The sequence below is a fragment of the Pseudomonas sp. URIL14HWK12:I5 genome, from assembly GCF_900176445.1.
GTDB lineage: Bacteria > Pseudomonadota > Gammaproteobacteria > Pseudomonadales > Pseudomonadaceae > Aquipseudomonas > Aquipseudomonas monteilii.
Window position 1 is genome coordinate 368,465 of record NZ_FWXQ01000002.1, and the last position, 20,126, is coordinate 388,590.

21 protein-coding genes, 1 tRNA gene and 2 pseudogenes are annotated in these 20,126 nt (G+C 60.9%); 19 read left to right on the top strand and 5 right to left on the bottom strand.

What is annotated here, in order from left to right:
• Positions 1-6 precede the first annotated feature (6 nt).
• From B9A31_RS06245 to B9A31_RS06270, 6 genes are all read left to right on the top strand, one after another.
• A complete protein-coding gene (locus B9A31_RS06245) occupies positions 7-1,560 on the top strand; it encodes a sugar ABC transporter ATP-binding protein (protein ID WP_019096815.1) in 1,554 nt (517 codons plus the stop codon).
• Entirely contained in the window at positions 1,557-2,552 is a 996-nt protein-coding gene (locus B9A31_RS06250; RefSeq protein WP_025752781.1) for an ABC transporter permease, read from the top strand. The genes B9A31_RS06245 and B9A31_RS06250 overlap by 4 nt, the downstream gene beginning before the upstream one ends.
• A gap of 4 nt (positions 2,553-2,556) precedes the next feature.
• Positions 2,557-3,579 (top strand): LacI family DNA-binding transcriptional regulator, encoded by a 1,023-nt coding sequence (locus B9A31_RS06255; protein ID WP_019096814.1) that lies wholly within the window; start codon positions 2,557-2,559, stop codon positions 3,577-3,579.
• 15 nt (positions 3,580-3,594) lie between these two features.
• Positions 3,595-4,503 (top strand): ribokinase, encoded by a 909-nt coding sequence (gene rbsK, locus B9A31_RS06260; RefSeq protein ID WP_019096813.1) that lies wholly within the window; start codon positions 3,595-3,597, stop codon positions 4,501-4,503.
• Positions 4,500-4,898: a D-ribose pyranase gene (rbsD, locus tag B9A31_RS06265; protein WP_016711344.1), complete on the top strand. Its 399-nt coding sequence runs from the start codon at positions 4,500-4,502 to the stop codon at positions 4,896-4,898. The genes rbsK and rbsD overlap by 4 nt, the downstream gene beginning before the upstream one ends.
• A 109-nt stretch (positions 4,899-5,007) precedes the next feature.
• Positions 5,008-6,009: a nucleoside hydrolase gene (locus tag B9A31_RS06270; RefSeq protein WP_019096812.1), complete on the top strand. Its 1,002-nt coding sequence runs from the start codon at positions 5,008-5,010 to the stop codon at positions 6,007-6,009.
• Here the strand turns inward: B9A31_RS06270 and B9A31_RS06275 are convergent.
• Complete coding sequence (locus B9A31_RS06275; protein WP_016711342.1) at positions 5,981-6,193, bottom strand: hypothetical protein; 213 nt, start codon at positions 6,191-6,193, stop codon at positions 5,981-5,983. The genes B9A31_RS06270 and B9A31_RS06275 overlap by 29 nt on opposite strands.
• A 257-nt stretch (positions 6,194-6,450) precedes the next feature.
• On the opposite strand from B9A31_RS06275, the gene B9A31_RS06280 reads away from it, so the two are divergent.
• Positions 6,451-6,771 carry an I78 family peptidase inhibitor gene (locus tag B9A31_RS06280; protein WP_027615007.1) on the top strand — a complete coding sequence of 107 codons (321 nt, stop codon included), beginning with the start codon at positions 6,451-6,453 and terminating at the stop codon, positions 6,769-6,771.
• Positions 6,772-6,848: 77 nt separating this feature from the next.
• Here the strand turns inward: B9A31_RS06280 and B9A31_RS06285 are convergent, their stop codons facing one another.
• Together B9A31_RS06285 and B9A31_RS06290 are read right to left on the bottom strand one after the other, a co-directional pair.
• Positions 6,849-7,061, bottom strand: coding sequence for a cold-shock protein (locus B9A31_RS06285; protein WP_003250656.1), 213 nt, complete (start codon positions 7,059-7,061; stop codon positions 6,849-6,851).
• Positions 7,062-7,223: 162 nt separating this feature from the next.
• Positions 7,224-7,529, bottom strand: coding sequence for a hypothetical protein (locus tag B9A31_RS06290; RefSeq protein ID WP_016711340.1), 306 nt, complete (start codon positions 7,527-7,529; stop codon positions 7,224-7,226).
• 336 nt (positions 7,530-7,865) lie between these two features.
• Here B9A31_RS06290 and thrS point away from each other — a divergent pair, with 336 nt between their 5' ends.
• The 9 genes from thrS to B9A31_RS06335 all read left to right on the top strand — a co-directional run bounded on the left by thrS (position 7,866) and on the right by B9A31_RS06335 (position 15,347).
• Positions 7,866-9,788, top strand: coding sequence for a threonine--tRNA ligase (gene thrS, locus B9A31_RS06295; protein WP_027615006.1), 1,923 nt, complete (start codon positions 7,866-7,868; stop codon positions 9,786-9,788).
• Positions 9,788-10,339 carry a translation initiation factor IF-3 gene (infC, locus tag B9A31_RS06300; protein ID WP_016711338.1) on the top strand — a complete coding sequence of 184 codons (552 nt, stop codon included), beginning with the start codon at positions 9,788-9,790 and terminating at the stop codon, positions 10,337-10,339. The genes thrS and infC overlap by 1 nt, the downstream gene beginning before the upstream one ends.
• A gap of 62 nt (positions 10,340-10,401) precedes the next feature.
• Positions 10,402-10,596, top strand: a complete 195-nt coding sequence (gene rpmI / locus B9A31_RS06305; RefSeq protein ID WP_003250667.1) for a 50S ribosomal protein L35 — start codon at positions 10,402-10,404, stop codon at positions 10,594-10,596.
• Between the two features lie 27 nt (positions 10,597-10,623).
• Positions 10,624-10,980 carry a 50S ribosomal protein L20 gene (gene rplT, locus B9A31_RS06310; RefSeq protein WP_003250671.1) on the top strand — a complete coding sequence of 119 codons (357 nt, stop codon included), beginning with the start codon at positions 10,624-10,626 and terminating at the stop codon, positions 10,978-10,980.
• Between the two features lie 109 nt (positions 10,981-11,089).
• The gene (pheS, locus tag B9A31_RS06315) at positions 11,090-12,106 is read left to right on the top strand and encodes a phenylalanine--tRNA ligase subunit alpha (protein WP_003250674.1); all 1,017 of its coding nucleotides are present in this window, start codon (positions 11,090-11,092) and stop codon (positions 12,104-12,106) included.
• Between the two features lie 33 nt (positions 12,107-12,139).
• On the top strand, positions 12,140-14,521 hold the full coding sequence (gene pheT, locus B9A31_RS06320) for a phenylalanine--tRNA ligase subunit beta (RefSeq protein ID WP_084296742.1): 2,382 nt from the start codon (positions 12,140-12,142) through the stop codon (positions 14,519-14,521).
• A 4-nt stretch (positions 14,522-14,525) separates the two neighbouring features.
• A complete protein-coding gene (ihfA, locus tag B9A31_RS06325; RefSeq protein ID WP_003250679.1) occupies positions 14,526-14,828 on the top strand; it encodes an integration host factor subunit alpha in 303 nt (100 codons plus the stop codon).
• Entirely contained in the window at positions 14,809-15,165 is a 357-nt protein-coding gene (locus B9A31_RS06330; RefSeq protein ID WP_003250681.1) for a MerR family transcriptional regulator, read from the top strand. The genes ihfA and B9A31_RS06330 overlap by 20 nt, the downstream gene beginning before the upstream one ends.
• Before the next feature lie 105 nt (positions 15,166-15,270).
• A tRNA-Pro gene (locus tag B9A31_RS06335) sits at positions 15,271-15,347 on the top strand.
• Positions 15,348-15,721: 374 nt separating this feature from the next.
• On the opposite strand, the gene B9A31_RS26930 is transcribed toward B9A31_RS06335, so the two are convergent.
• Positions 15,722-16,633: an HNH endonuclease gene (locus tag B9A31_RS26930; protein ID WP_025752750.1), complete on the bottom strand. Its 912-nt coding sequence runs from the start codon at positions 16,631-16,633 to the stop codon at positions 15,722-15,724.
• A gap of 181 nt (positions 16,634-16,814) precedes the next feature.
• On the opposite strand from B9A31_RS26930, the pseudogene B9A31_RS06345 reads away from it, so the two are divergent.
• The 3 genes and pseudogenes from B9A31_RS06345 to B9A31_RS06350 form a co-directional block, all read left to right on the top strand.
• A pseudogene (locus B9A31_RS06345) lies at positions 16,815-17,171 on the top strand (hypothetical protein); the annotation flags it as partial.
• Between the two features lie 58 nt (positions 17,172-17,229).
• A pseudogene (locus tag B9A31_RS27680) lies at positions 17,230-17,705 on the top strand (hypothetical protein); the annotation flags it as partial.
• Between the two features lie 186 nt (positions 17,706-17,891).
• The gene (locus tag B9A31_RS06350; protein WP_025752749.1) at positions 17,892-18,554 is read left to right on the top strand and encodes an HD domain-containing protein; all 663 of its coding nucleotides are present in this window, start codon (positions 17,892-17,894) and stop codon (positions 18,552-18,554) included.
• A gap of 452 nt (positions 18,555-19,006) precedes the next feature.
• Here B9A31_RS06350 and B9A31_RS06355 read toward each other — a convergent pair whose 3' ends face one another.
• On the bottom strand, positions 19,007-19,729 hold the full coding sequence (locus B9A31_RS06355) for a FadR/GntR family transcriptional regulator (RefSeq protein WP_016711234.1): 723 nt from the start codon (positions 19,727-19,729) through the stop codon (positions 19,007-19,009).
• Positions 19,730-20,126: the final 397 nt, after the last annotated feature.

The window sequence follows — 20,126 nt, forward strand, 5'->3', positions numbered from 1 at the left end:
ACGGCCATGCCTGCATCGGCCAACGAAGTGGTACTCGCCGCCAGCGGGTTGGGCAAGACCTACGCCCAGCCTGTGCTCGGCGAGGTCAGCCTGAACCTGCGGGCCGGCGAAGTGCTGGCCCTGACCGGTGAAAACGGTGCGGGCAAGAGCACCCTGTCCAAGCTCATCAGTGGCCTGGAAACCCCGACCACCGGGCACATGACCTACCGCGGCCAGGCCTACGCGCCCGGCAGCCGCAGCGAGGCCGAGCGCCTGGGTGTGCGTATGGTCATGCAGGAGCTGAACCTGCTGCCCACGCTGACCGTGGCGGAAAACCTGTTCCTCGATAACCTGCCCAGCCGCTTCGGCTGGATCAGCCAGAAGCGCCTGCGCCAGTTGGCCACGGCCGCCATGGCGCAAGTCGGGCTCGATGCCATCGACCCGGATACGCCGGTCGGTGAGCTGGGCATCGGCCACCAGCAGATGGTCGAGATCGCCCGCAACCTGATCGGCGACTGCCGTGTGCTGATTTTCGACGAACCCACCGCCATGCTCACCGCCCGCGAAGTGGAGCTGCTGTTCACCCAGATCGAGCGTCTGCGTGAACGTGGCGTGGCCATTGTCTACATCTCGCACCGCCTTGAAGAGCTGCAGCGGGTGGCTCAGCGTATCGTCGTGCTGCGCGACGGCAAGCTGGTGTGTGACGAGCCGATCCAGCGCTACAGCAGTGCCGAGCTGGTCAACCTGATGGTCGGCCGCGAGCTGGGCGAGCATATCGACCTGGGCCGCAGGCAGATTGGCGCGCCCTTGCTCAAGGTCGACAAGCTCAGCCGCGCCGACAAGGTACGCGACGTGTCGTTCGAAGTCAGGGCAGGGGAGATCTTCGGTATCTCCGGCCTGATAGGTGCTGGCCGCACCGAGCTGTTGCGCCTGATCTACGGTGCTGACCGCGCCGACAGCGGCAGCATCGCGCTAGGCCAGCCACCCCAGGCCGTTAACATCGACTCGCCCAAGGCGGCTGTGCGGGCGGGTATCGCGCTGATTACGGAAGACCGCAAAGGCGAAGGCCTGCTGCTGACACAGTCGATCAGCGCCAATATCGCCTTGGGCAACCTGGGCGCGGTATCGCGGGCCGGCATACTCGATGGCGAGGCAGAAAAGGCCCTGGCCGAGCGCCAGATCCAGGCCATGCGCATACGCAGTGCCGGCGCGCAGCAAGTGGTGGGCGAGCTGTCTGGCGGCAACCAGCAGAAGGTGGTGATCGGCCGCTGGCTGGAGCGCGACTGCCAGGTGCTGCTGTTCGACGAGCCCACCCGTGGCATCGACGTCGGCGCCAAGTTCGACATCTACGGCCTGCTGGCCGAACTGGCGCGCCAGGGCAAGGCCTTGGTGGTGGTGTCCAGCGACCTGCGCGAGCTGATGCTGATTTGCGACCGCATCGCCGTGCTGTCTGCCGGTCGCCTGATCGACACCTTCGACCGCGATCATTGGAGCCAGGACCAGCTGTTGGCCGCCGCCTTTGCCGGTTATCAGAAACGTGACGCACTGCTGCACGACGCAGCCCCCAGGATGGATGCATGAAAACCACCCCGCTAAACAGCCAGGGCGCCGCCCCCGTGCGCCGCAGTGGCACCTATTTTGGCCTGGGCACCTACCTGGGCCTGGCCGGCGCATTGCTGGCGATGATCGTGCTGTTCTCGTTCCTCAGCAGCCACTTCTGGTCGTATAACACCTTCAGCACCCTGGCCAACCAGATTCCCGACCTGATGGTACTGGCGGTGGGCATGACTTTCGTGCTGATCATCGGCGGCATCGACCTGTCGGTGGGCTCGGTGCTGGCGCTGGCGGCTTCCACGGTGAGCGTGGCGATTCTTGGCTGGGGCTGGGGCGTTTTGCCCTCGGCGCTGCTGGGCATGGCTGTGGCCGCGCTGGCCGGCAGCATCACCGGTGGCGTCACCGTAGCCTGGCGCATTCCGTCGTTCATCGTCTCGCTTGGCGTGCTGGAGATGGCCCGTGGCCTGGCCTACCAGTTCACCGACTCGCGCACCGCCTATATCGGCGATGCCTACGCCTGGTTCTCCAACCCGGTCGCCTTTGGCATTTCGCCAGCGTTCATCATTGCCTTGCTGGTCATCGTGCTAGCCCAGCTGGTGCTGACCCGTACCGTGTTCGGCCGCTACCTGATCGGCATCGGCACCAACGAAGAGGCCGTGCGCCTGGCCGGTATCGACCCGCGCCCGTACAAGGTGCTGGTATTTGCCCTGATGGGCCTGCTCGCCGGCCTGGCCGCCCTGTTCCAGATTTCTCGACTGGAGGCGGCCGACCCTAATGCCGGCTCCGGCCTGGAGCTGCAGGTGATCGCAGCCGTGGTCATCGGTGGCACTAGCCTGATGGGTGGGCGCGGCTCGGTCATCAGCACCTTCTTTGGCGTACTGATCATTTCGGTGCTGGCCGCCGGGCTGGCGCAGATCGGTGCCAGCGAACCGACCAAACGCATCATCACCGGGGCGGTGATCGTCATCGCCGTGGTGCTCGACACCTACCGTAGCCGGCGCGCAGGCCGGCGGAACTGACAACATGGCAACCATCAAAGACGTCGCGGCACTGGCGGGCATTTCCTACACCACCGTGTCCCATGTGCTGAACAAGACCCGACCCGTCAGTGAACACGTGCGGCTTAAGGTCGAAGCCGCCATCCTCGAACTGGACTACGTGCCCAGCGCCGTGGCGCGTTCGCTCAAGGCGCGCAGCACGGCCACCATCGGCCTGTTGGTGCCCAACAGCGTCAACCCGTACTTCGCCGAGCTGGCACGGGGTATCGAAGACGCCTGCGAGCGCAACGGCTACTGCGTGATCCTGTGTAACTCCGACGACAACCCGCAGAAGCAACGCAGCTACCTGCGCGTGCTGCTGGAAAAGCGCATCGACGGCCTGGTGGTGGCGTCGGTAGGTCAGGACAGTGACCTGCTGCAAAGCCTGGCCAGCGTGCGCACGCCAATGGTGATCGTCGACCGCGAGCTGGAAGGCGTCGATGCCGACCTGGTGCGCATCGACCACGAGCAGGGCGCCTATCTGGCTACCCGGCATTTGCTGGAACTGGGGCATCGAGATATCGCCTACATCGGCGGCCCCGCCGAAACCGGGGTTACCCAGCTGCGCCTGAGCGGCTTCCGTCGGGCCATGGCCGGGGCCGGGGCACAGGTGCAGGGCAATCGTGTGCTGCACTGCGACTTCACCAGCCCCGGCGGCCATGCGGCGGCGGCGCAGGTGCTGGAGGGCAAGCGGCCAACGGCGATTTTTGCCGGCAACGACATGATCGGTTTTGGTGTGCTGCGTGCGGCCGCCGAGCGCAATATCAATGTACCCGGTGAGCTGTCGGTGATCGGCTTCGACGATATCGAGCTCAGCCGCTACGTGTACCCGCCGCTGACCACCGTGGGCCAGTCCATCCGAGAGCTGGGCGAAAATGCCGCGTCGCTGTTGCTGGCACGCATCGCGGCACCGCGGCAAGGCGCGGCAGAGCAACGCATCGTCCCCCCGCGTATCGTGCTGCGCGAATCCACCGGGCCACGCCCGGACCTCTTCAACGATTACCGCTAACGCTAAGGATATGTCATGAGTGCCAAGGTCGTGGTGGTGGGTAGCCTGAATATGGACCTGGTGGCCCGCGCCCAGCGCTTGCCCCGGGCCGGCGAGACCCTTCCCGGCGAGAGCTTTTTCACCGTGCCGGGCGGCAAGGGCGCCAACCAGGCTGTGGCCGTGGCGCGGCTGGGCGGCAGCGTGGCCATGATCGGTAATGTAGGTGACGATGACTATGGCCGGCAGTTGCACCGCGCCTTGTATGTCGAGGGCATCGACTGCCAGGGTGTCAGTACCTGCCCTGGGGTATCCAGTGGTGTGGCGCTGATTACCGTGGATGCGGCCAGCCAGAACTGCATCGTCATCATCCCCGGCGGCAACGGCCTGCTGACGCCACAGTCGGTACAGCGCTTCGATGCACTGTTGCAAGCGGCCGAGGTGGTCATCTGCCAGCTTGAGGTGCCGGTGGAAACCGTGGCCTGGACCTTGGCCAGGGCGCGTGAGCTGGGCAAGCAGGTCATTCTTAACCCGGCGCCTGCCACCGGCCCCTTGCCGGCGGAGTGGTTCGCCCGCATCGATTACCTCACGCCCAACGAAAGCGAGGCTGAAACCCTGACTGGCATGCCGGTAACCGACCAGGACAGTGCCCGGCGCGCAGGCGAACGCTTGCGGCAGATGGGGGCAGGTAAAGTGATCATCACCCTGGGGGCTCAAGGGGCCTTGCTGGTGACTGAACAGGGCCACCAGCATTTCCCGGCGCCTGTGGTGCAGCCGCTGGATACCACTGCCGCCGGCGACACCTTCATCGGTGGTTTCGCCGCCGGTCTGGTTCGGGGTTTGGCGGAGGGCGAGGCCATCGCCTTTGGCCAGCGTGCGGCGGCATTGTCGGTTACCCGCGCCGGTGCACAGCCATCGATTCCCTATCTGGCGGAGCTTACGCCATGAAGAAAACCCCGTTGCTGAACGTTGCCCTGTCGCGGACCATTGCGGGCATGGGGCATGGCGACATTCTGGTGATCGGCGATGCCGGGCTGCCGGTACCGCCAGGTGTGGAACTGATCGACCTGGCCGTTACGCCAGGCCTGCCTGATTTCGCCAGTGTCTTGCGGGCGGTGCTGAGCGAGCTGCAGGTAGAGCGGCATGTACTGGCCGAAGAAATGCAGAAAGTGGTGCCACCGGCACTGGTCGAGATCGAGCGGTTGAAAGGCAAGCTGGGCAAACGGGAATGGCTGAGCCACGAAGATTTCAAAGTGCTGTCGCGCAGTGCCCGCGCCGTGGTGCGTACGGGTGAGTGCCAGCCCTACAGCAACATCGCCCTGATCTCTGGCGTTACGTTCTAGCTCGTTTTGTTGGCCAGCGCAGATCCCTGTGGGAGCGGGCATGCCCGCTCCCACAGGGGGATTGTGGTTTGCCTGAATAATTATGCTCTGGCAACAGGAGTGCCACCCCATGCTCAAACCGCTGCTACAAGGACTCGCCCTCATGGCCACCGCCACCACCCTCCAGGCCGCCCCGATCGACCTGATCATCGACACCGACCCCGGCGCCGACGACGTGGTCGCGCTGTTTCTGGCCATGGCCTCGCCCGACGAGCTCAACATCCGCGCCATCACCACCGTGGCCGGCAACGTGCGGCTGGACAAAACCTCGCGCAACGCGCGCCTGGCCCGTGAATGGGCCGGCCGTGAAGACATCCCCGTCTACGCCGGTGCCGCCCGCCCGCTGGTACGCACGCCCATCTACGCCGCCGACGTCCACGGTGAAGAAGGCCTGACCGGCGTCCGCGTACACGAACCGAATATGCCCTTGGCCCAAGGCAACGCCGTGCAATATCTGGTCGACACCCTCGGCGCCGCCAAACCGCACAGCATCACCGTGGCCATGCTGGGCCCACAGACCAACCTCGCCCTGGCACTGGTCCAACGCCCGGAAATCGCCAAAGGCATCAAGCAAGTGGTCGTCATGGGCGGCGCCCATTTCAACGGCGGCAACATCACCCCGGCAGCGGAATTCAACCTCTACGCCGACCCGCATGCGGCCCAAGTGGTGCTGGCCAGTGGTGTACAGCTCACCTACCTGCCGCTGGACGTCACCCACAAGCTGCTGACCAGCGACGCTCGCCTCAAGCAACTGGCCGCCGTGAACAATCAGGCCAGTAAACGGGTGGTGGATATCCTCAACGCCTACATCACCCACGACATGGACCTGTACGGCATGCCCGGTGGCCCGGTGCATGACGCCAGCGTCATCGCCTACTTGCTAAAACCCGAGTTGTTCAGCGGCCGGCGCATCCACATGAGCATCGACAGTCGCGAAGGCCCGACCTTCGGCCAGACCCTTGCCGACTGGTACGGCGTGCTTAAGCAGCCGGCCAATGTGATGTGGGTGGAGCAGGGCGATGCCCAGGGCCTGTTCGACCTGCTTAGCGCCCGTTTGGCGCGATTGGAATAGCCGCGTGCGGCGCGAAGCGCTCAAGCACCTGGTCGACGAAGCTGCGTGCCGCTTCGGCGCCGCGGTCGCGCACCAGTAGGTCGATAGCGATCAGCAGCAACTCTTCCGGCGTGCCAGGGCTGTACGCGCTTTGGCCTTCGGCCCATTTGACCTTGATATCGGCATCGATGCTGTGGCTGCTCATGAAAGGCTCTCGCTTGGGCCCGGGGCGGAGGGGCGAATACCGGATCCTGGTATTCGGGGAGGCATTGTGCCTTCACTTCCTAAAGTAAATCATGACTTTGCAGCGCAAACCAAGCGCCTCGTCGGCTGACTGGTAAAATTCGGTCACGATTGCCTTTCGCTCAGGGCGCCCGGTTCAGGCAGACTTGCGCGGTTTTGCAACGAATTCTTGGTGGAGCTGTCGGAACAGGCAGTTCCCAGATCGATTTAGGAGGCTTCATGTTCCGTACCCGTGCAATGTTGGCAACCCTGGCGGTGGCTGCTGTCTTGGCTGGTTGCAGCACTGGCGGTAGTTCTGATGGCGGCAAGGCGCCCGTGGTGGCGGCCGGTAACGATGGCCGCTGCGAAGCCAGCGGCGCCGACTTCGCCATTGGCAAGCAGGGCAGTGCCGAGCTGCTGGAGCAGGCACGCAAGGCCAGTGGCTCGCAGATGGCACGTATTCTCAAGCCGCACGACGTGGTTACCCTGGAGTACCGCTCCGAGCGCCTGAACCTGAATGTGGACGAGCAAGGCAAGGTCACCCGCGTTAACTGCGGTTGATGCAAGGGCTGTACAGGCGGGTGCGACACCCATAAAAAAACCCGCCACCAGGGCGGGTTTTTTTACAGCTATCCGAATTACTCCGGACGAACCTGCGCAGCCTGCATGCCCTTCTGGCCGCGCTCGGCGACGAAGGAAACAGTCTGGCCTTCTTTCAGGCTCTTGAAGCCGTCAGATTCGATGGCTTTGAAGTGAACGAACAGGTCGTCGCCGCCGCCTGCTGGGGTGATGAAGCCGTAGCCTTTCTCATCATTGAACCATTTGACGGTGCCTTGTTGGCGATTGGACATGGGTGAATCTCCAGAACATTTAGTTTTTTCAGTGGTGCAATGCGGCCGAGGCTACGGAGCACGGGATACATCATAGTCTAATTCTGCGCATCTAGCGCCTTTTACCTTCGCAGGATATTGATCCAGCTCAAAGAATGGCTGGCTTGCCCTGGCTTTAAGGTTTCAGCTCTTCGGCTTGCACGCCTGCTGAACGACCGTCTGGGCCTTCTGCATCAGCTTGGCATCCACGCCGTCATTGCTGTCGAGGTCGGCAATCTCCGCGTCGGTGAAATTCTTTTTGATGGCCTGGGCGCCGCAGTCGCAGTGTTTTTTCGCGGTCGCGGCGTCAACGCCCTGGCCGCTGGCCACTTGCGTGCACTGGGCCATGTAGCCAGCTTCCTTGCCTGGTGGGAAGTTGCCAGCGTTCGCCGCCATCGGCAGCAGCAGGGCCCCAGCGGCCGCCAGGGCCAGAAGAGACGGAACTCGCATAACCAGTTACTCCTTGGGTTAAGGTCTCATCAAGAGTAGGTTGCTTCCCAAGGTCTGATAGGAATTTTTCCGCGTTAGTTCAGCCGAAGTCCGTAATTTCCAAATATTTCTGCCTGGCGTGCAACCCGCGTGCTAGCATGCCCGGCTTGCAGCTGACAACGTTCAGCTTGCAGCTATCTTTTTTCTTTCCAGTCACTCTGGTTCGTCCCCCGCAAGCCGAAAGGCTTCTGCCACTGTGAGGCAGGCTTCCTTCAAGGAGGGCAGGTCGGATCTTGTACTGGCTCATCCCAACCCACGTGACCTTTGGTAGGGGTCACCACTAGGAGAGGAGGCGCCATGCCCGTTATTACTCTTCCCGATGGCAGTCAACGTTCGTTTGATCACGCCGTATCCGTAGCCGAAGTCGCCGCATCCATCGGCGCCGGCCTGGCCAAGGCCACCGTGGCCGGCAAGGTCGACGGCAAGCTGGTCGACGCCTGCGACCTGATCAGCCACGACGCCACCCTGCAGATCATCACCCCTAAAGATGCAGAGGGACTGGAGATCATTCGTCACTCGTGTGCCCACCTGGTTGGCCACGCCGTGAAGCAGCTGTACCCGACCGCCAAGATGGTGATCGGCCCGGTCATCGATGAAGGCTTCTACTACGACATCGCCTACGAGCGCCCCTTCACCCCAGAAGACATGGCCGCCATCGAAAAGCGCATGATGGAGCTGATCGACAAAGACTACGACGTGGTCAAGAAAGTGACCCCGCGTGCCGAAGTCATCGACGTGTTCACCGCCCGAGGCGAAGACTACAAGCTGCGCCTGGTCGAAGACATGCCGGACGAACAGGCCATGGGCCTGTACTACCACGAAGAATACGTCGACATGTGCCGCGGCCCGCACGTGCCGAACACCCGCTTCCTCAAGGCATTCAAACTGACCAAGCTGTCCGGCGCCTACTGGCGCGGCGATGCCAAGAACGAGCAGCTGCAACGCGTGTACGGCACCGCCTGGGCCGACAAGAAGCAACTGGCGGCGTACATCCAGCGCATCGAAGAAGCCGAAAAACGCGACCACCGCAAGATCGGCAAGCAGCTCGACCTGTTCCACCTGCAGGAAGAAGCCCCGGGCATGGTGTTCTGGCACGCCAACGGCTGGACCGTGTACCAGGTACTCGAGCAGTACATGCGTCAGGTTCAGCGCGTCAACGGCTACCAGGAAATCAAGACCCCGCAGGTTGTCGACCGCATCCTCTGGGAGCGTTCTGGGCACTGGTCCAACTACGCCGAAAACATGTTCACCACTTCGTCGGAAAGCCGTGACTACGCGGTAAAACCGATGAACTGCCCGTGCCACGTGCAGGTGTTCAACCAGGGCCTGAAGAGCTACCGCGACCTGCCACTGCGCCTGGCCGAGTTCGGTGCCTGCCACCGTAACGAGCCGTCCGGCGCCCTGCACGGCATCATGCGCGTGCGTGGCTTCGTGCAAGACGACGCGCACATCTTCTGCACCGAAGAACAGGTGAAGAAAGAAGCCGCCGACTTCATCAAGCTGACCCTGGACGTGTACAAGGATTTCGGCTTCACCGACATCGCCATGAAGCTGTCGACCCGCCCGGCCAAGCGTGTGGGCTCCGAAGAGCTGTGGGACCGTGCCGAAGGTGCGCTGGCCGACGCCCTGAACGAATCCGGCCTGGAGTGGGAATACCAGCCAGGCGAAGGCGCCTTCTACGGCCCGAAAATCGAGTTCACCCTGCGCGACTGCCTCGGCCGTAACTGGCAGTGCGGTACCCTGCAGTACGACCCGAACCTGCCAGAGCGCCTGGATGCCAGCTATATCGCCGAAGATAACAGCCGAGTTCGCCCGGTCATGCTGCACCGCGCCATCCTTGGTTCGTTCGAGCGCTTCATCGGCATGCTGATCGAGCACTATGCTGGTGTGTTCCCGGCCTGGCTGGCACCTACCCAGGCTGTGATCCTGAACATCACCGACAAACAGGCCGATTTCGCCCTTGAGGTGGAAAATACCCTGAACGGTAGCGGTTTCCGTGCCAAGTCGGACTTGAGAAATGAGAAGATCGGCTTTAAAATCCGCGAGCATACTTTGCTCAAGGTCCCGTACCTTTTGGTTATAGGGGATCGCGAAGTCGAAACGCAAACCGTCGCTGTGCGTACTCGCGAAGGCGCTGACCTGGGCTCCATGCCCGTCGCCCAGTTCGCTGAGCTCCTGACACAAGCGGTTTCCCGGCGTGGTCGCCAAGAATCGGAGTAATGACTATTAAGCGTGAAATGAGAAACGATAAGCGTGCTGTACCGAAGGCCCCGATCAACGAGAATATCTCGGCCCGCGAGGTTCGGTTAATTGGCGCAGACGGCGAGCAGGTTGGCATCGTCTCGATTGATGAAGCGCTCCGTATCGCTGAAGAAGCGAAGCTGGATCTGGTGGAAATCTCTGCAGACGCGGTACCGCCTGTCTGCAAGGTGATGGACTACGGCAAGCACCTCTTCGAGAAGAAGAAGCAGGCCAACGAAGCCAAGAAAAACCAGAAGCAGATCCAGATCAAAGAAATCAAGTTTCGTCCAGGGACGGAAGAAGGGGATTACCAGGTAAAACTACGCAACCTGGTACGTTTCCTTACCGATGGGGACAAGGCCAAGATCTCTCTGAGATTCCGCGGCCGTGAGATGGCCCACCAGGAGCTGGGCATGGAGCTGTTGAAGCGGGTCGAAGCTGACCTCGCCGAATACGGCGCCGTTGAGCAGCATCCGAAGATGGAAGGACGCCAGCTTATGATGGTCATCGCCCCCAAAAAGAAGAAGTAATCTCCCGGGCACGGCAGGCCTGATGATTATTGTGTAATTTTTATCGAATGCGGAGTTCCAACATGCCAAAAATGAAAACCAAGAGCGGTGCTGCGAAGCGCTTCCTGAAGACCGCTTCCGGCTTCAAGCACAAGCACGCTTTCAAGAGCCACATCCTGACCAAAATGTCGACCAAGCGTAAGCGTCAACTGCGCGGTGCCAGCCTGCTGCACCCGTCTGACGTGGCAAAAGTCGAGCGCATGCTGCGCGTACGTTAATTCTGGTTTAGATAGAGGAAGTTACTCATGGCTCGTGTTAAGCGTGGCGTCATCGCTCGTAAGCGTCACAAGAAAATTCTGAAACTGGCTAAAGGCTACTACGGTGCACGCTCGCGCGTATTCCGCGTTGCCAAGCAGGCTGTCATCAAGGCTGGTCAATATGCCTACCGTGACCGTCGTCAGAAGAAGCGTCAGTTCCGCGCACTGTGGATCGCTCGTATCAACGCCGGTGCCCGCACCAACGGTCTGTCCTACAGCCGTCTGATTGCTGGCCTGAAAAAGGCTTCGATCGAAATCGACCGTAAGGTTCTGGCCGATCTGGCAGTGAACGAAAAAGCGGCGTTTGCTGCGATTGTCGAGAAAGCTAAAGCCGTTCTGGCTTAAGTACCCGAGGCAATCACCCGGCGGCGCTAGCGCCGTCGGGCATTGAACGTCATCGATAGGGGAAGAGCCTTCAAAGCTCTTCCCCTATTTTCGTATCTGGAGTCTGTACATGGAAAACCTGGATGCGCTGGTCTCTCAAGCCCTGGAGGCCGTGGAGCGCGCTGAAGACATCAATGCCCTGGAACAGATCCGGGTAAATTATCTCGGCAAGAAGGGTGAACTGACCCAGGTGATGAAGACCCTGGGCAACCTGCCAGCCGAAGAGCGCCCGAAAGTCGGCGCGCTGATCAACGACGCCAAAGAGCGCGTCACCGTTGTGCTCAATGCCCGCAAGGCTGCCTTCGAAGAGGCCGAGCTCAGCGCTCGCCTGGCTGCCGAATGCATTGACGTCACCCTGCCAGGCCGTGGCCAGGCCACCGGTGGCCTGCACCCGATCACCCGTACACTCGAGCGCATCGAGCAGTTCTTCACCCACATCGGCTACGGCATTGCCGAAGGCCCAGAGGTGGAAGACGACTACCACAACTTCGAAGCGCTCAACATCCCCGGCCACCACCCGGCCCGGGCGATGCACGACACCTTCTACTTCAATGCCAACATGCTGCTGCGCACCCACACCTCGCCAGTGCAGGTGCGGACCATGGAGTCCACCCAGCCGCCGATCCGCATTGTGTGCCCGGGCCGCGTATACCGCTGCGACTCGGATATCACCCACTCGCCGATGTTCCACCAGGTCGAAGGCCTGCTGATCGATCGCGACATCAACTTCGCCGACCTCAAGGGCACCATCGAAGAATTCCTGCGCGTGTTCTTCGAAAAAGAACTGGCGGTACGTTTCCGCCCATCGTTCTTCCCCTTCACCGAGCCCTCCGCCGAAGTCGACATCCAGTGCGTGATGTGTTCCGGCAATGGCTGCCGCGTGTGCAAGCAAACCGGCTGGCTCGAAGTGATGGGCTGCGGCATGGTGCACCCGAACGTGCTGCGCATGTCTGGCATCGACCCGGAAGAGTTCCAGGGCTTCGCCTTCGGCATGGGCGCCGAGCGCCTGGCCATGCTGCGCTATGGCGTCAACGATTTGCGTCTGTTCTTCGACAACGACCTGCGCTTCCTCGCGCAATTCCGCTAGGTCAATGCCCGACGCAACTTTCAGGAGAACAGCATGAAATTCAGTGAACAGTGGCTGCGCGGTTGGGTAAACCCGCAAGTCTCCCGTGACGAACTGGTCGCCCGCCTGTCCATGGCCGGCCTCGAAGTCGACAGCGTTACCCCCGCTGCCGGCCAGTTCAGCGGCATCGTCGTGGGCGAAATCCTCGCCACCGAACAACACCCGGACGCCGACAAGCTGCGCGTGTGCCAGGTAAGCAACGGCCAGGAAACCTTCCAGGTCGTGTGCGGCGCCCCTAACGCCCGCCCAGGCATCAAGATCCCGTTCGCCATGATCGGCGCCGAACTGCCGGGCGACTTCAAGATCAAGAAGGCCAAGCTGCGCGGCGTCGAGTCCTTCGGCATGCTGTGCTCGGCTGCCGAGCTGCAGATCAGCGAAGAGAACGACGGCCTGCTCGAGCTGGCTGCCGACGCCCCGGTTGGCGAAGACATTCGCCAGTACCTGAGCCTGGACGACGCCAGCATCGAAATCGGCCTCACCCCCAACCGCGGTGACTGCCTGTCCATCGCCGGCCTGGCCCGCGACGTCAGCGCCCTGTACGACACCCCGGTCACCCGCCCGGTAGTGCCAGCCGTACCGGCTGCCCACGACGAAGTGCGCCCGGTCGAAGTCAGCGCCCCGGCTGCCTGCCCACGTTACCTGGGCCGCGTCATCCGCAACGTCGACCTGAGCAAGCCGACCCCACTGTGGATGGTCGAACGCCTGCGCCGCAGCGACGTGCGCAGCATCGACGCCGCCGTCGACATCACCAACTACGTGATGCTCGAACTCGGCCAGCCGATGCACGCCTTCGACCTGGCAGAAATCAACGGCGGCATCCGCGTACGCATGGCCGAAGAGGGCGAGAAGCTCGTCCTGCTCGACGGCCAGGAAGTGGCCCTGCGCGCCGACACCCTGGTGATCGCCGACCACACCCGCGCCCTGGCCATCGCCGGCGTCATGGGTGGCGAGCACAGCGGTGTGAACACTGAAAAAACCCGCGACCTGTTCCTCGAAAGCGCCTTCTTCGAGCCGATCTCCGTCGCCGGTAAAGCCCGTTCCTACGGCCTGCACACCGACGCCTCGCACCGCTACGAGCGCGGCGTGGACTCGCAGCTGGCCCGCGAAGCCATGGAGCGCGCCACTCAGCTGCTGCTGGACATCGTCGGCGGCGAAGCCGGCCCGGTCGTCGAAGCCGTCAGCGAACAGCACCTGCCAAGCGTGGCCCCGGTCACCCTGCGCGACGAACGCATCACCCAGATGCTCGGCATGCAAATGGACCCAGCGCAGGTCGAGCAACTGCTCAACGCCCTGGAACTGACCACGACCAAGAACGGGGAAGGGCAGTGGACCGTCACCGTGCCAAGCCACCGCTTCGACATCAGCCTGGAAGTGGACCTGATCGAAGAGCTGGCCCGCCTGTACGGTTACAACAACCTGCCGGTACGTTACCCGCAAGCCCGCTTGGCCCCACAAGGCAAGCCGGAAACCCGCGGTGACCTGCCGACCCTGCGCCGCCTGCTGGTTGCCCGCGGCTATCAGGAAGCCATCACCTACAGCTTCATCGACCCGAAACTGTTCGAACTGTTCAGCCCGGGCGTAGAGCCGCTGCTGCTGGCCAACCCCATCTCCAGCGACATGGCCGCCATGCGCGCATCCCTGTGGCCGGGCCTGGTCAAGGCGCTGCAGCACAACCTGAACCGCCAGCAAGACCGCGTGCGCCTGTTCGAAAGCGGCCTGCGCTTCGTCGGCCAGCTGGGTGACCTGCAACAGCAGCCAATGATTGCCGGCGTTATCACCGGCAGCCGCCTGCCAGAAGGCTGGGCCAACGGCCGCGATGGCGTCGACTTCTTCGACGTTAAAGCCGACGTGGAAGCCCTGCTGGGCTACTCCGGCGCCCTGAGCGACTTCACCTTCAGCGCCGGTAAACACCCCGCCCTGCACCCTGGCCAAACCGCCGCCATTGAGCGCGACGGCAAACTGGTCGGCTACCTCGGCGCCATCCACCCAGAGCTTGCCAAAGCCCTGGACCTGGACCGCCCGGTGTTCCTGTTCGAGCTGGTGCTGGGCGACGTGGTCGAAGGCCGCCTGCCGAAATTCAGCGAACTGTCCAAGTTCCCGGAAACCCGTCGTGACCTGGCGTTGATTGCAGGACGTGATGTAGCTTCCAGCGCGGTGCTTGAATTAATTCGTGACAATGCAGGCGAATGGCTCACAGACCTCAGGCTGTTTGATGTCTACCAAGGTAAAGGCATTGATCCTGATAGAAAAAGCCTTGCCGTCGGCTTGACCTGGCAGCATCCATCGCGCACTCTTAACGACGATGAGGTGAACACTACCCTGCAAAACATCCTCACCTCGCTCGAACAAAGGTTGAACACCACGTTAAGGAAATAACGGCATGGGTGCTCTGACGAAAGCTGAGATGGCCGAAAGGCTGTACGAGGAGCTGGGGCTTAACAAGCGTGAGGCCAAGGAGCTGGTCGAGCTGTTTTTCGAAGAAATTCGGCACGCACTTGAAGAGAACGAGCAGGTGAAGCTGTCCGGTTTCGGCAACTTCGACCTCCGCGACAAACGCCAGCGGCCGGGCCGCAACCCCAAGACTGGGGAAGAAATCCCGATCACTGCACGGCGCGTCGTCACCTTTCGTCCAGGGCAGAAGTTGAAGGCCCGGGTTGAGGCCTATGCTGGAACCAAGCCATAACGACGAACTGCCCCCCATACCGGGCAAAAGGTACTTCACCATTGGTGAGGTGAGTGAGCTTTGTGCGGTAAAACCGCACGTGCTGCGGTATTGGGAGCAGGAGTTCGACCAGCTTAACCCTGTGAAGCGGCGGGGGAACCGGCGGTACTACCAGCGGCAGGATGTGCTGATGATCCGCCAGATTCGTGCGCTGCTTTATGACCAGGGGTTCACCATTGGCGGGGCGCGGTTGCGGCTCTCAAGTGATGAGGCTAAGGATGAATCGAGCCAGTACAAGCAGCTGATTCGGCAGATGATTGTTGAATTGGAGGATGTGTTGGTGGTTTTGAAGAAGTGAGCTGGGCGTTTTCTGATGAATGGAAATTTTTTTGAGAAAAAGCTTTCATTTATCAGAGAGTTAGGTTAGATTCTTCATCGTTCTCAGAGGTTATGAGAATGTAGTCGGGGCGTAGCGCAGCCCGGTAGCGCACTTGCATGGGGTGCAAGGGGTCGAGTGTTCGAATCACTCCGTCCCGACCAAAAATCCCTAAAAAATCCAGTCACCTAGCGGTGACTGGATTTTTTTATGGGCGGCAGTTTTCTGTGCGTGCTGTACGGTTCCAGTATGAGATGGAGTAGGACGTGCCGTCGATTGGGTTGGTCGCGTTGATCGCACCGCACTATGCAAAGTTCGGTGGCGTCATACCTTTATCAAATGGAAATGATCCTGCGCATTCACTTACCAAAACTGGTTTGGGCTGAGCGATTCGGCGATGGAGGCGGTATTGTACGAGGTCAGCTCGAAGCATCAGTTTGCTCGGCTAACGCTCAGTTCCCCGATCTCCGATGGCGCGGCGATCATGAATTGGCTGCACGTTTGTATCTCGACAATGCTATGTCTCACGTGAGCCTGATTAACGATTGGCAATAGAGTTGAATCGAAACTCAAGCGCCAGGCGACTCGGGCGCTCTGCCTCATTCTCCGGTAAGTACAGCGCTTGCCCTTCGATTGATTCATACTCGCTATCCCTCAGCATCTCGGATATCTCGATTCGCAAATCATCTGGGTTGACCCACAACAAACCTAAGTCGAATAGAGTATGCACATCGGCTCTGAGCAACAGGCCATTGGATACGACATTCGTTGCATCGCCTAGGTAGGGGTGGATATGAGCGGCCTCCAGCACCTGCTGTAACGAGCAGGCGGTGATGGCACATCGTCCTTGGTAGGCCTTTAGCAATTGCTTTCTGAATTGAGGCTGACCCCGTCTACCGACGATGGACGATACTGTGCGTGTGCGTGCATCACTGAGGTCTTCGGGGTTGAACTCGCCTTGGGTGCTGAGCTGCTGCTCGATCTTGGCTGACAGCGCTTCATCTGCCTTAGCCTGATTGCGATTCAATACAAAGGAGGTAGGAGCGCTGCCAGAATGTTGCTGGTAGGTGAAGATACCTTCGTACTTAAAGCCGGCGTGTGGATATTCGTACTTTGCTTTCCGATAGAAGAGAAGTAGCTCCAGCCCGAGCTGGCGGTGGTCCGAAATGAGTGCATCGGTTCGCCCCATGGGTTGGCCTTGCATGTGGAGGGTATCGCCTTCCAACGCATCTTCGTACTGAGTTCTATCGGATGTTTTATGCTCGGTGATGAACAGCCAAACGGAGTTTAATCCCTTAGGCCGAAATATGCCGGTGTTGAGCGTGGCATCTGTTATCTCGAAAAGCGCCCTAAGGTCGTCTCGTGTGTAAACGGAGCCTGGCTCCAGCCGCTCCGATGCCAAAAGCCCGTGCGGTTTTGTGTTTGGCGTTGAAGTGGTAGGGGTGGGCACGAGCAGCTTCCTTGCGTCAGGAGTATGCGAAGGGCGGATGACCGCTTTCGCCTCTTTCAGAGATGCCCAACACCTTACTTTCTTCAGAAAAAATGTGAAAGAGCGTAGGAAAATTCCGTGTTGCGCGTAGACCATAAGCCAGAATGGACGAGATTAGGGGAAGAGGTGGGAATAATATGAAATGAGGTATGCGCAGCCCCTGCAAGCCAGCGCTCCGGCTGACGGGAGGAAAACAGCTGGAGGTAATATCGTGTTTGTTCGCCCCATAGCCGCAAATGAGTGGCGGCTTTATCGGAGTCTGCGTTTGCGGGCCCTGCGTGAGTCACCGGATGCGTTCGCAAGTACCTACGAGCGTGAGGCAATTAGAAGCTACGATGATTGGGAGGCCCGTATCGCTGCTGCGGCAACATCTCCCGGCGCACAGGCGTTTTTTGCTTTTCAACACGGCGAGCCTTGTGGTTTGGTGTGGTGCAAATCGTCAGAAGCTGAGCCAGATGTCGTTGAGGTTTTTCAGATGGGGGTAGACCCTGTCTCGCGTGGTATTGGAGCCGGCCGGGCTCTGCTGGCAAGTGCTATTGATTGGGCTGAAAGTCGCGGGCGAGGAATACCCACGCCCGGAATTCTTCGTGCAGATGATCGCCTACAACAAGGACCGCCAGCGCCCGTCGACAGATTCCAAACGTGGCGAAGCGCCAATCCCGGTGCTCTACGACAGCCGTCAGGCCTACATCACCTTTTAAGACGGCTCGCGCCTGAATGCACGGCCCGAGGTGTACGTGGGCCCCAACGATATCAACGACTTTCCGTCTGTGACTGAGCGTGCTGCCAGGCCATCGCCGTACGACATCAACAGCGATGAAGTGCACCGGCTCATTCCCAAGCTCACCAACAACAAACGCTAGGGCTCGGCTTATGTAATCTTCCAGACGGACAAGCTGAACGCCGACTCCAAGTGGACCATTCACCTGGGCAGCCTGCAGGTGCAGGGGCGCAAGATGGAGATCCCGCCGCTGCAGCTTTTTATCACCCGGTGAAGAAATGGATCGGCATCGAGCCTCTGATGCGGCCTTGATCGCAAGGCTTGAAAGGTAGCGGGTACCTTATTGGTTTAGCTGCGCAACCCCGGTCCAGCCATCCCGCATGCCAGCAACCCGTTCAAGATTGGGTATACCAGACGCACCATGCGGTTCGCCTTGTCTGCAAACTGCTGAGGTAGTGTCAATTTGATGCCTCACGATGATAGTGGAACGTACCCACGATGACTAACGAAGCTTTTGCCCCTTTCCAGCATTTGGCTGCTGACTTACTGAAGCATTTACCCGCTGACCACCCAGACGGCTCCCACGACCTGTCCCACATCTATCGCGTGTGGGTCAACGCGCAACGGATACAGCATGTAGAAGGCGGCGACCTGGAAGTGCTGCTTGCAGCGGTTCTGCTGCATGACTGTGTCGCAGTAGAAAAGAACTCGCCCTTGCGCGGGCAGGCGTCAACGCTGTCGGCACAGAAGGCGACGTCAATCCTGGCTGATATGGGATGGCCCACGCAGCGAATCGAGCAGGTAGCGCATGCAATCAAAACCCACAGCTACTCGGCAGGCATCGAACCACTCACCCTTGAGGCCAGAATTCTCCAGGACAGTGATCGCCTGGACGCCATCGGTGCAGTGGGTATCGCTCGGTGCTTTTACGTATCCGGGGGCATGGGCTCGGCGCTGTACGATTTCGAGAACCCCGCTGCACTGGGTCGGGAATATCAGGACACGACTTATGCGATCGAGCACTTCCATACCAAGCTGCTCAAGCTTGCTTCAGGCTTTAAAACCTGTGAAGGCGCTCGCCTTGCGGCTGAGCGGCATGCGCGGGTTGAGGCGTATCTTGCGGACTTCATGGAGGAGGTCGGAACTGGGGGATATGGCTAGACGTGCGTGAGTTCCTGTGGATTTTGATGTGCCTCTGGAACGTGCTTGCTCCACGGCCTTGTAGACGGCGTCATGGTTTTCCAGAAAGGCCATTTCCTTCAGTTTTATCTTGAGCGACGAGATTTTCTTCACTGAGCTCACAAAATCTTGAGATCTGACGATTACGCCGACTTTTTCTTCAGTTTCCAGAGGGCTTTCGGGGATTGATCAGTGGCCTGCATGCGCCTGCCTTGAGTCGTGTGGGGCTGCTGACATCTAGCGCCGCCCTCACGGCGCTTCGCGGGGCAAACTCGCTCCCACATTTGTTGTAACGTGCCGAACATGACAGGCCTCGAAACTGACCCGCGCCGGAAGTCTTCGTGCAGAAGATTGCCTGCTACAAGGACCGCCAGCGCCCATCGATCCATCCCACGCGTGGGGAGCCGCCGATCCCGTGGGCTACAGGTTGAATTTCAACTCGTAGGGTCTTGCCCCAACACCTTGCTCAACGCCACGCGTGCATCTTCAAGCTGTACCAGCGATGCATGCCGCGCCCCGAGCGCGTCGCCGTTCTGGATAGCCGTAAGAATCGCCTTGTGCCGGGGCAGGGCGAGCTGATCAAAGTTCGGCCGCTGGTTGGAATAGCGCACCGATTCGCGCAGGGCCATCGACAGCATGTTGCACAGGTAGGCCAGCAAGTCGTTGTGGGTGGCGTCGGCGATGCGGGCGTGGAAGTCCAGGTCGGGTTGCAGGCGCTCTTCATGGGTTCGCGCGGCTTCCATGCGCTGGTAGGCCTCGCCGATCGACTCGACATCCTCGGCAGTGGCGTTGGTGGCGGCCAGTGCGGCGGCGGCGGGTTCGATGACCCAGCGTACGCTGGACAAGGTGTTGAAGAAGTCTTTCTGCGGGGTGGCCTGCATCAGCCAGTGCAGCACGTCGGGGTCGAGCATGTGCCAGTCATGGCGGGGCCGCACCAGGGTGCCGACACGCGGGCGGGCTTCGACCAGGCCCTTGGCGGTAAGGGCGCGCATCGCTTCGCGAAACACCGGCCGGCTGATGGCGTAGCTTTCGCACAGGCTGGCTTCGGAGGGCAGCTTTTGCCCAGGTGCGAGTTGGCCGGATACGATTTGCAGGCCGAGGTCCTGGACCAGGGTGGCATGCATGCTTTTGCGCGTGGTGGGCTGGCGGTAGTTCATGGGGGGCGCGGGTGGTCCTTCGGGCGGGGTGGGCATCATAGCATTAGTGGGTGAGGGGCGGCCCTGTGTTCGGGGGGGCGCTGTTTTGAGATGTTTGGGCGGCAGGTGGTTCGACGTGGCATGTGCAGCGCCGATGAGATCGAGCGCCGCCCGCGCGGCGCATCGCGAGCTGCGCTCGCTCCTACGTTTGTTTCGGGCCAGTAACGCCTGTGACAGGCGCGCGCGACCGCCTTGTTTGTACGACGTGATATCGAGCCATGCGCCAAGGCGTACGCGCGCAAATCCCACAGGAATAATTGGCCCGAAACAAACGTAGGAGCGAGCGCAGCTCGCGATGCGCCGCGCGGGCGGCGCTCGATCTCACAGGCGCAAAGTATCCACAGCCAAACCCTTTGAA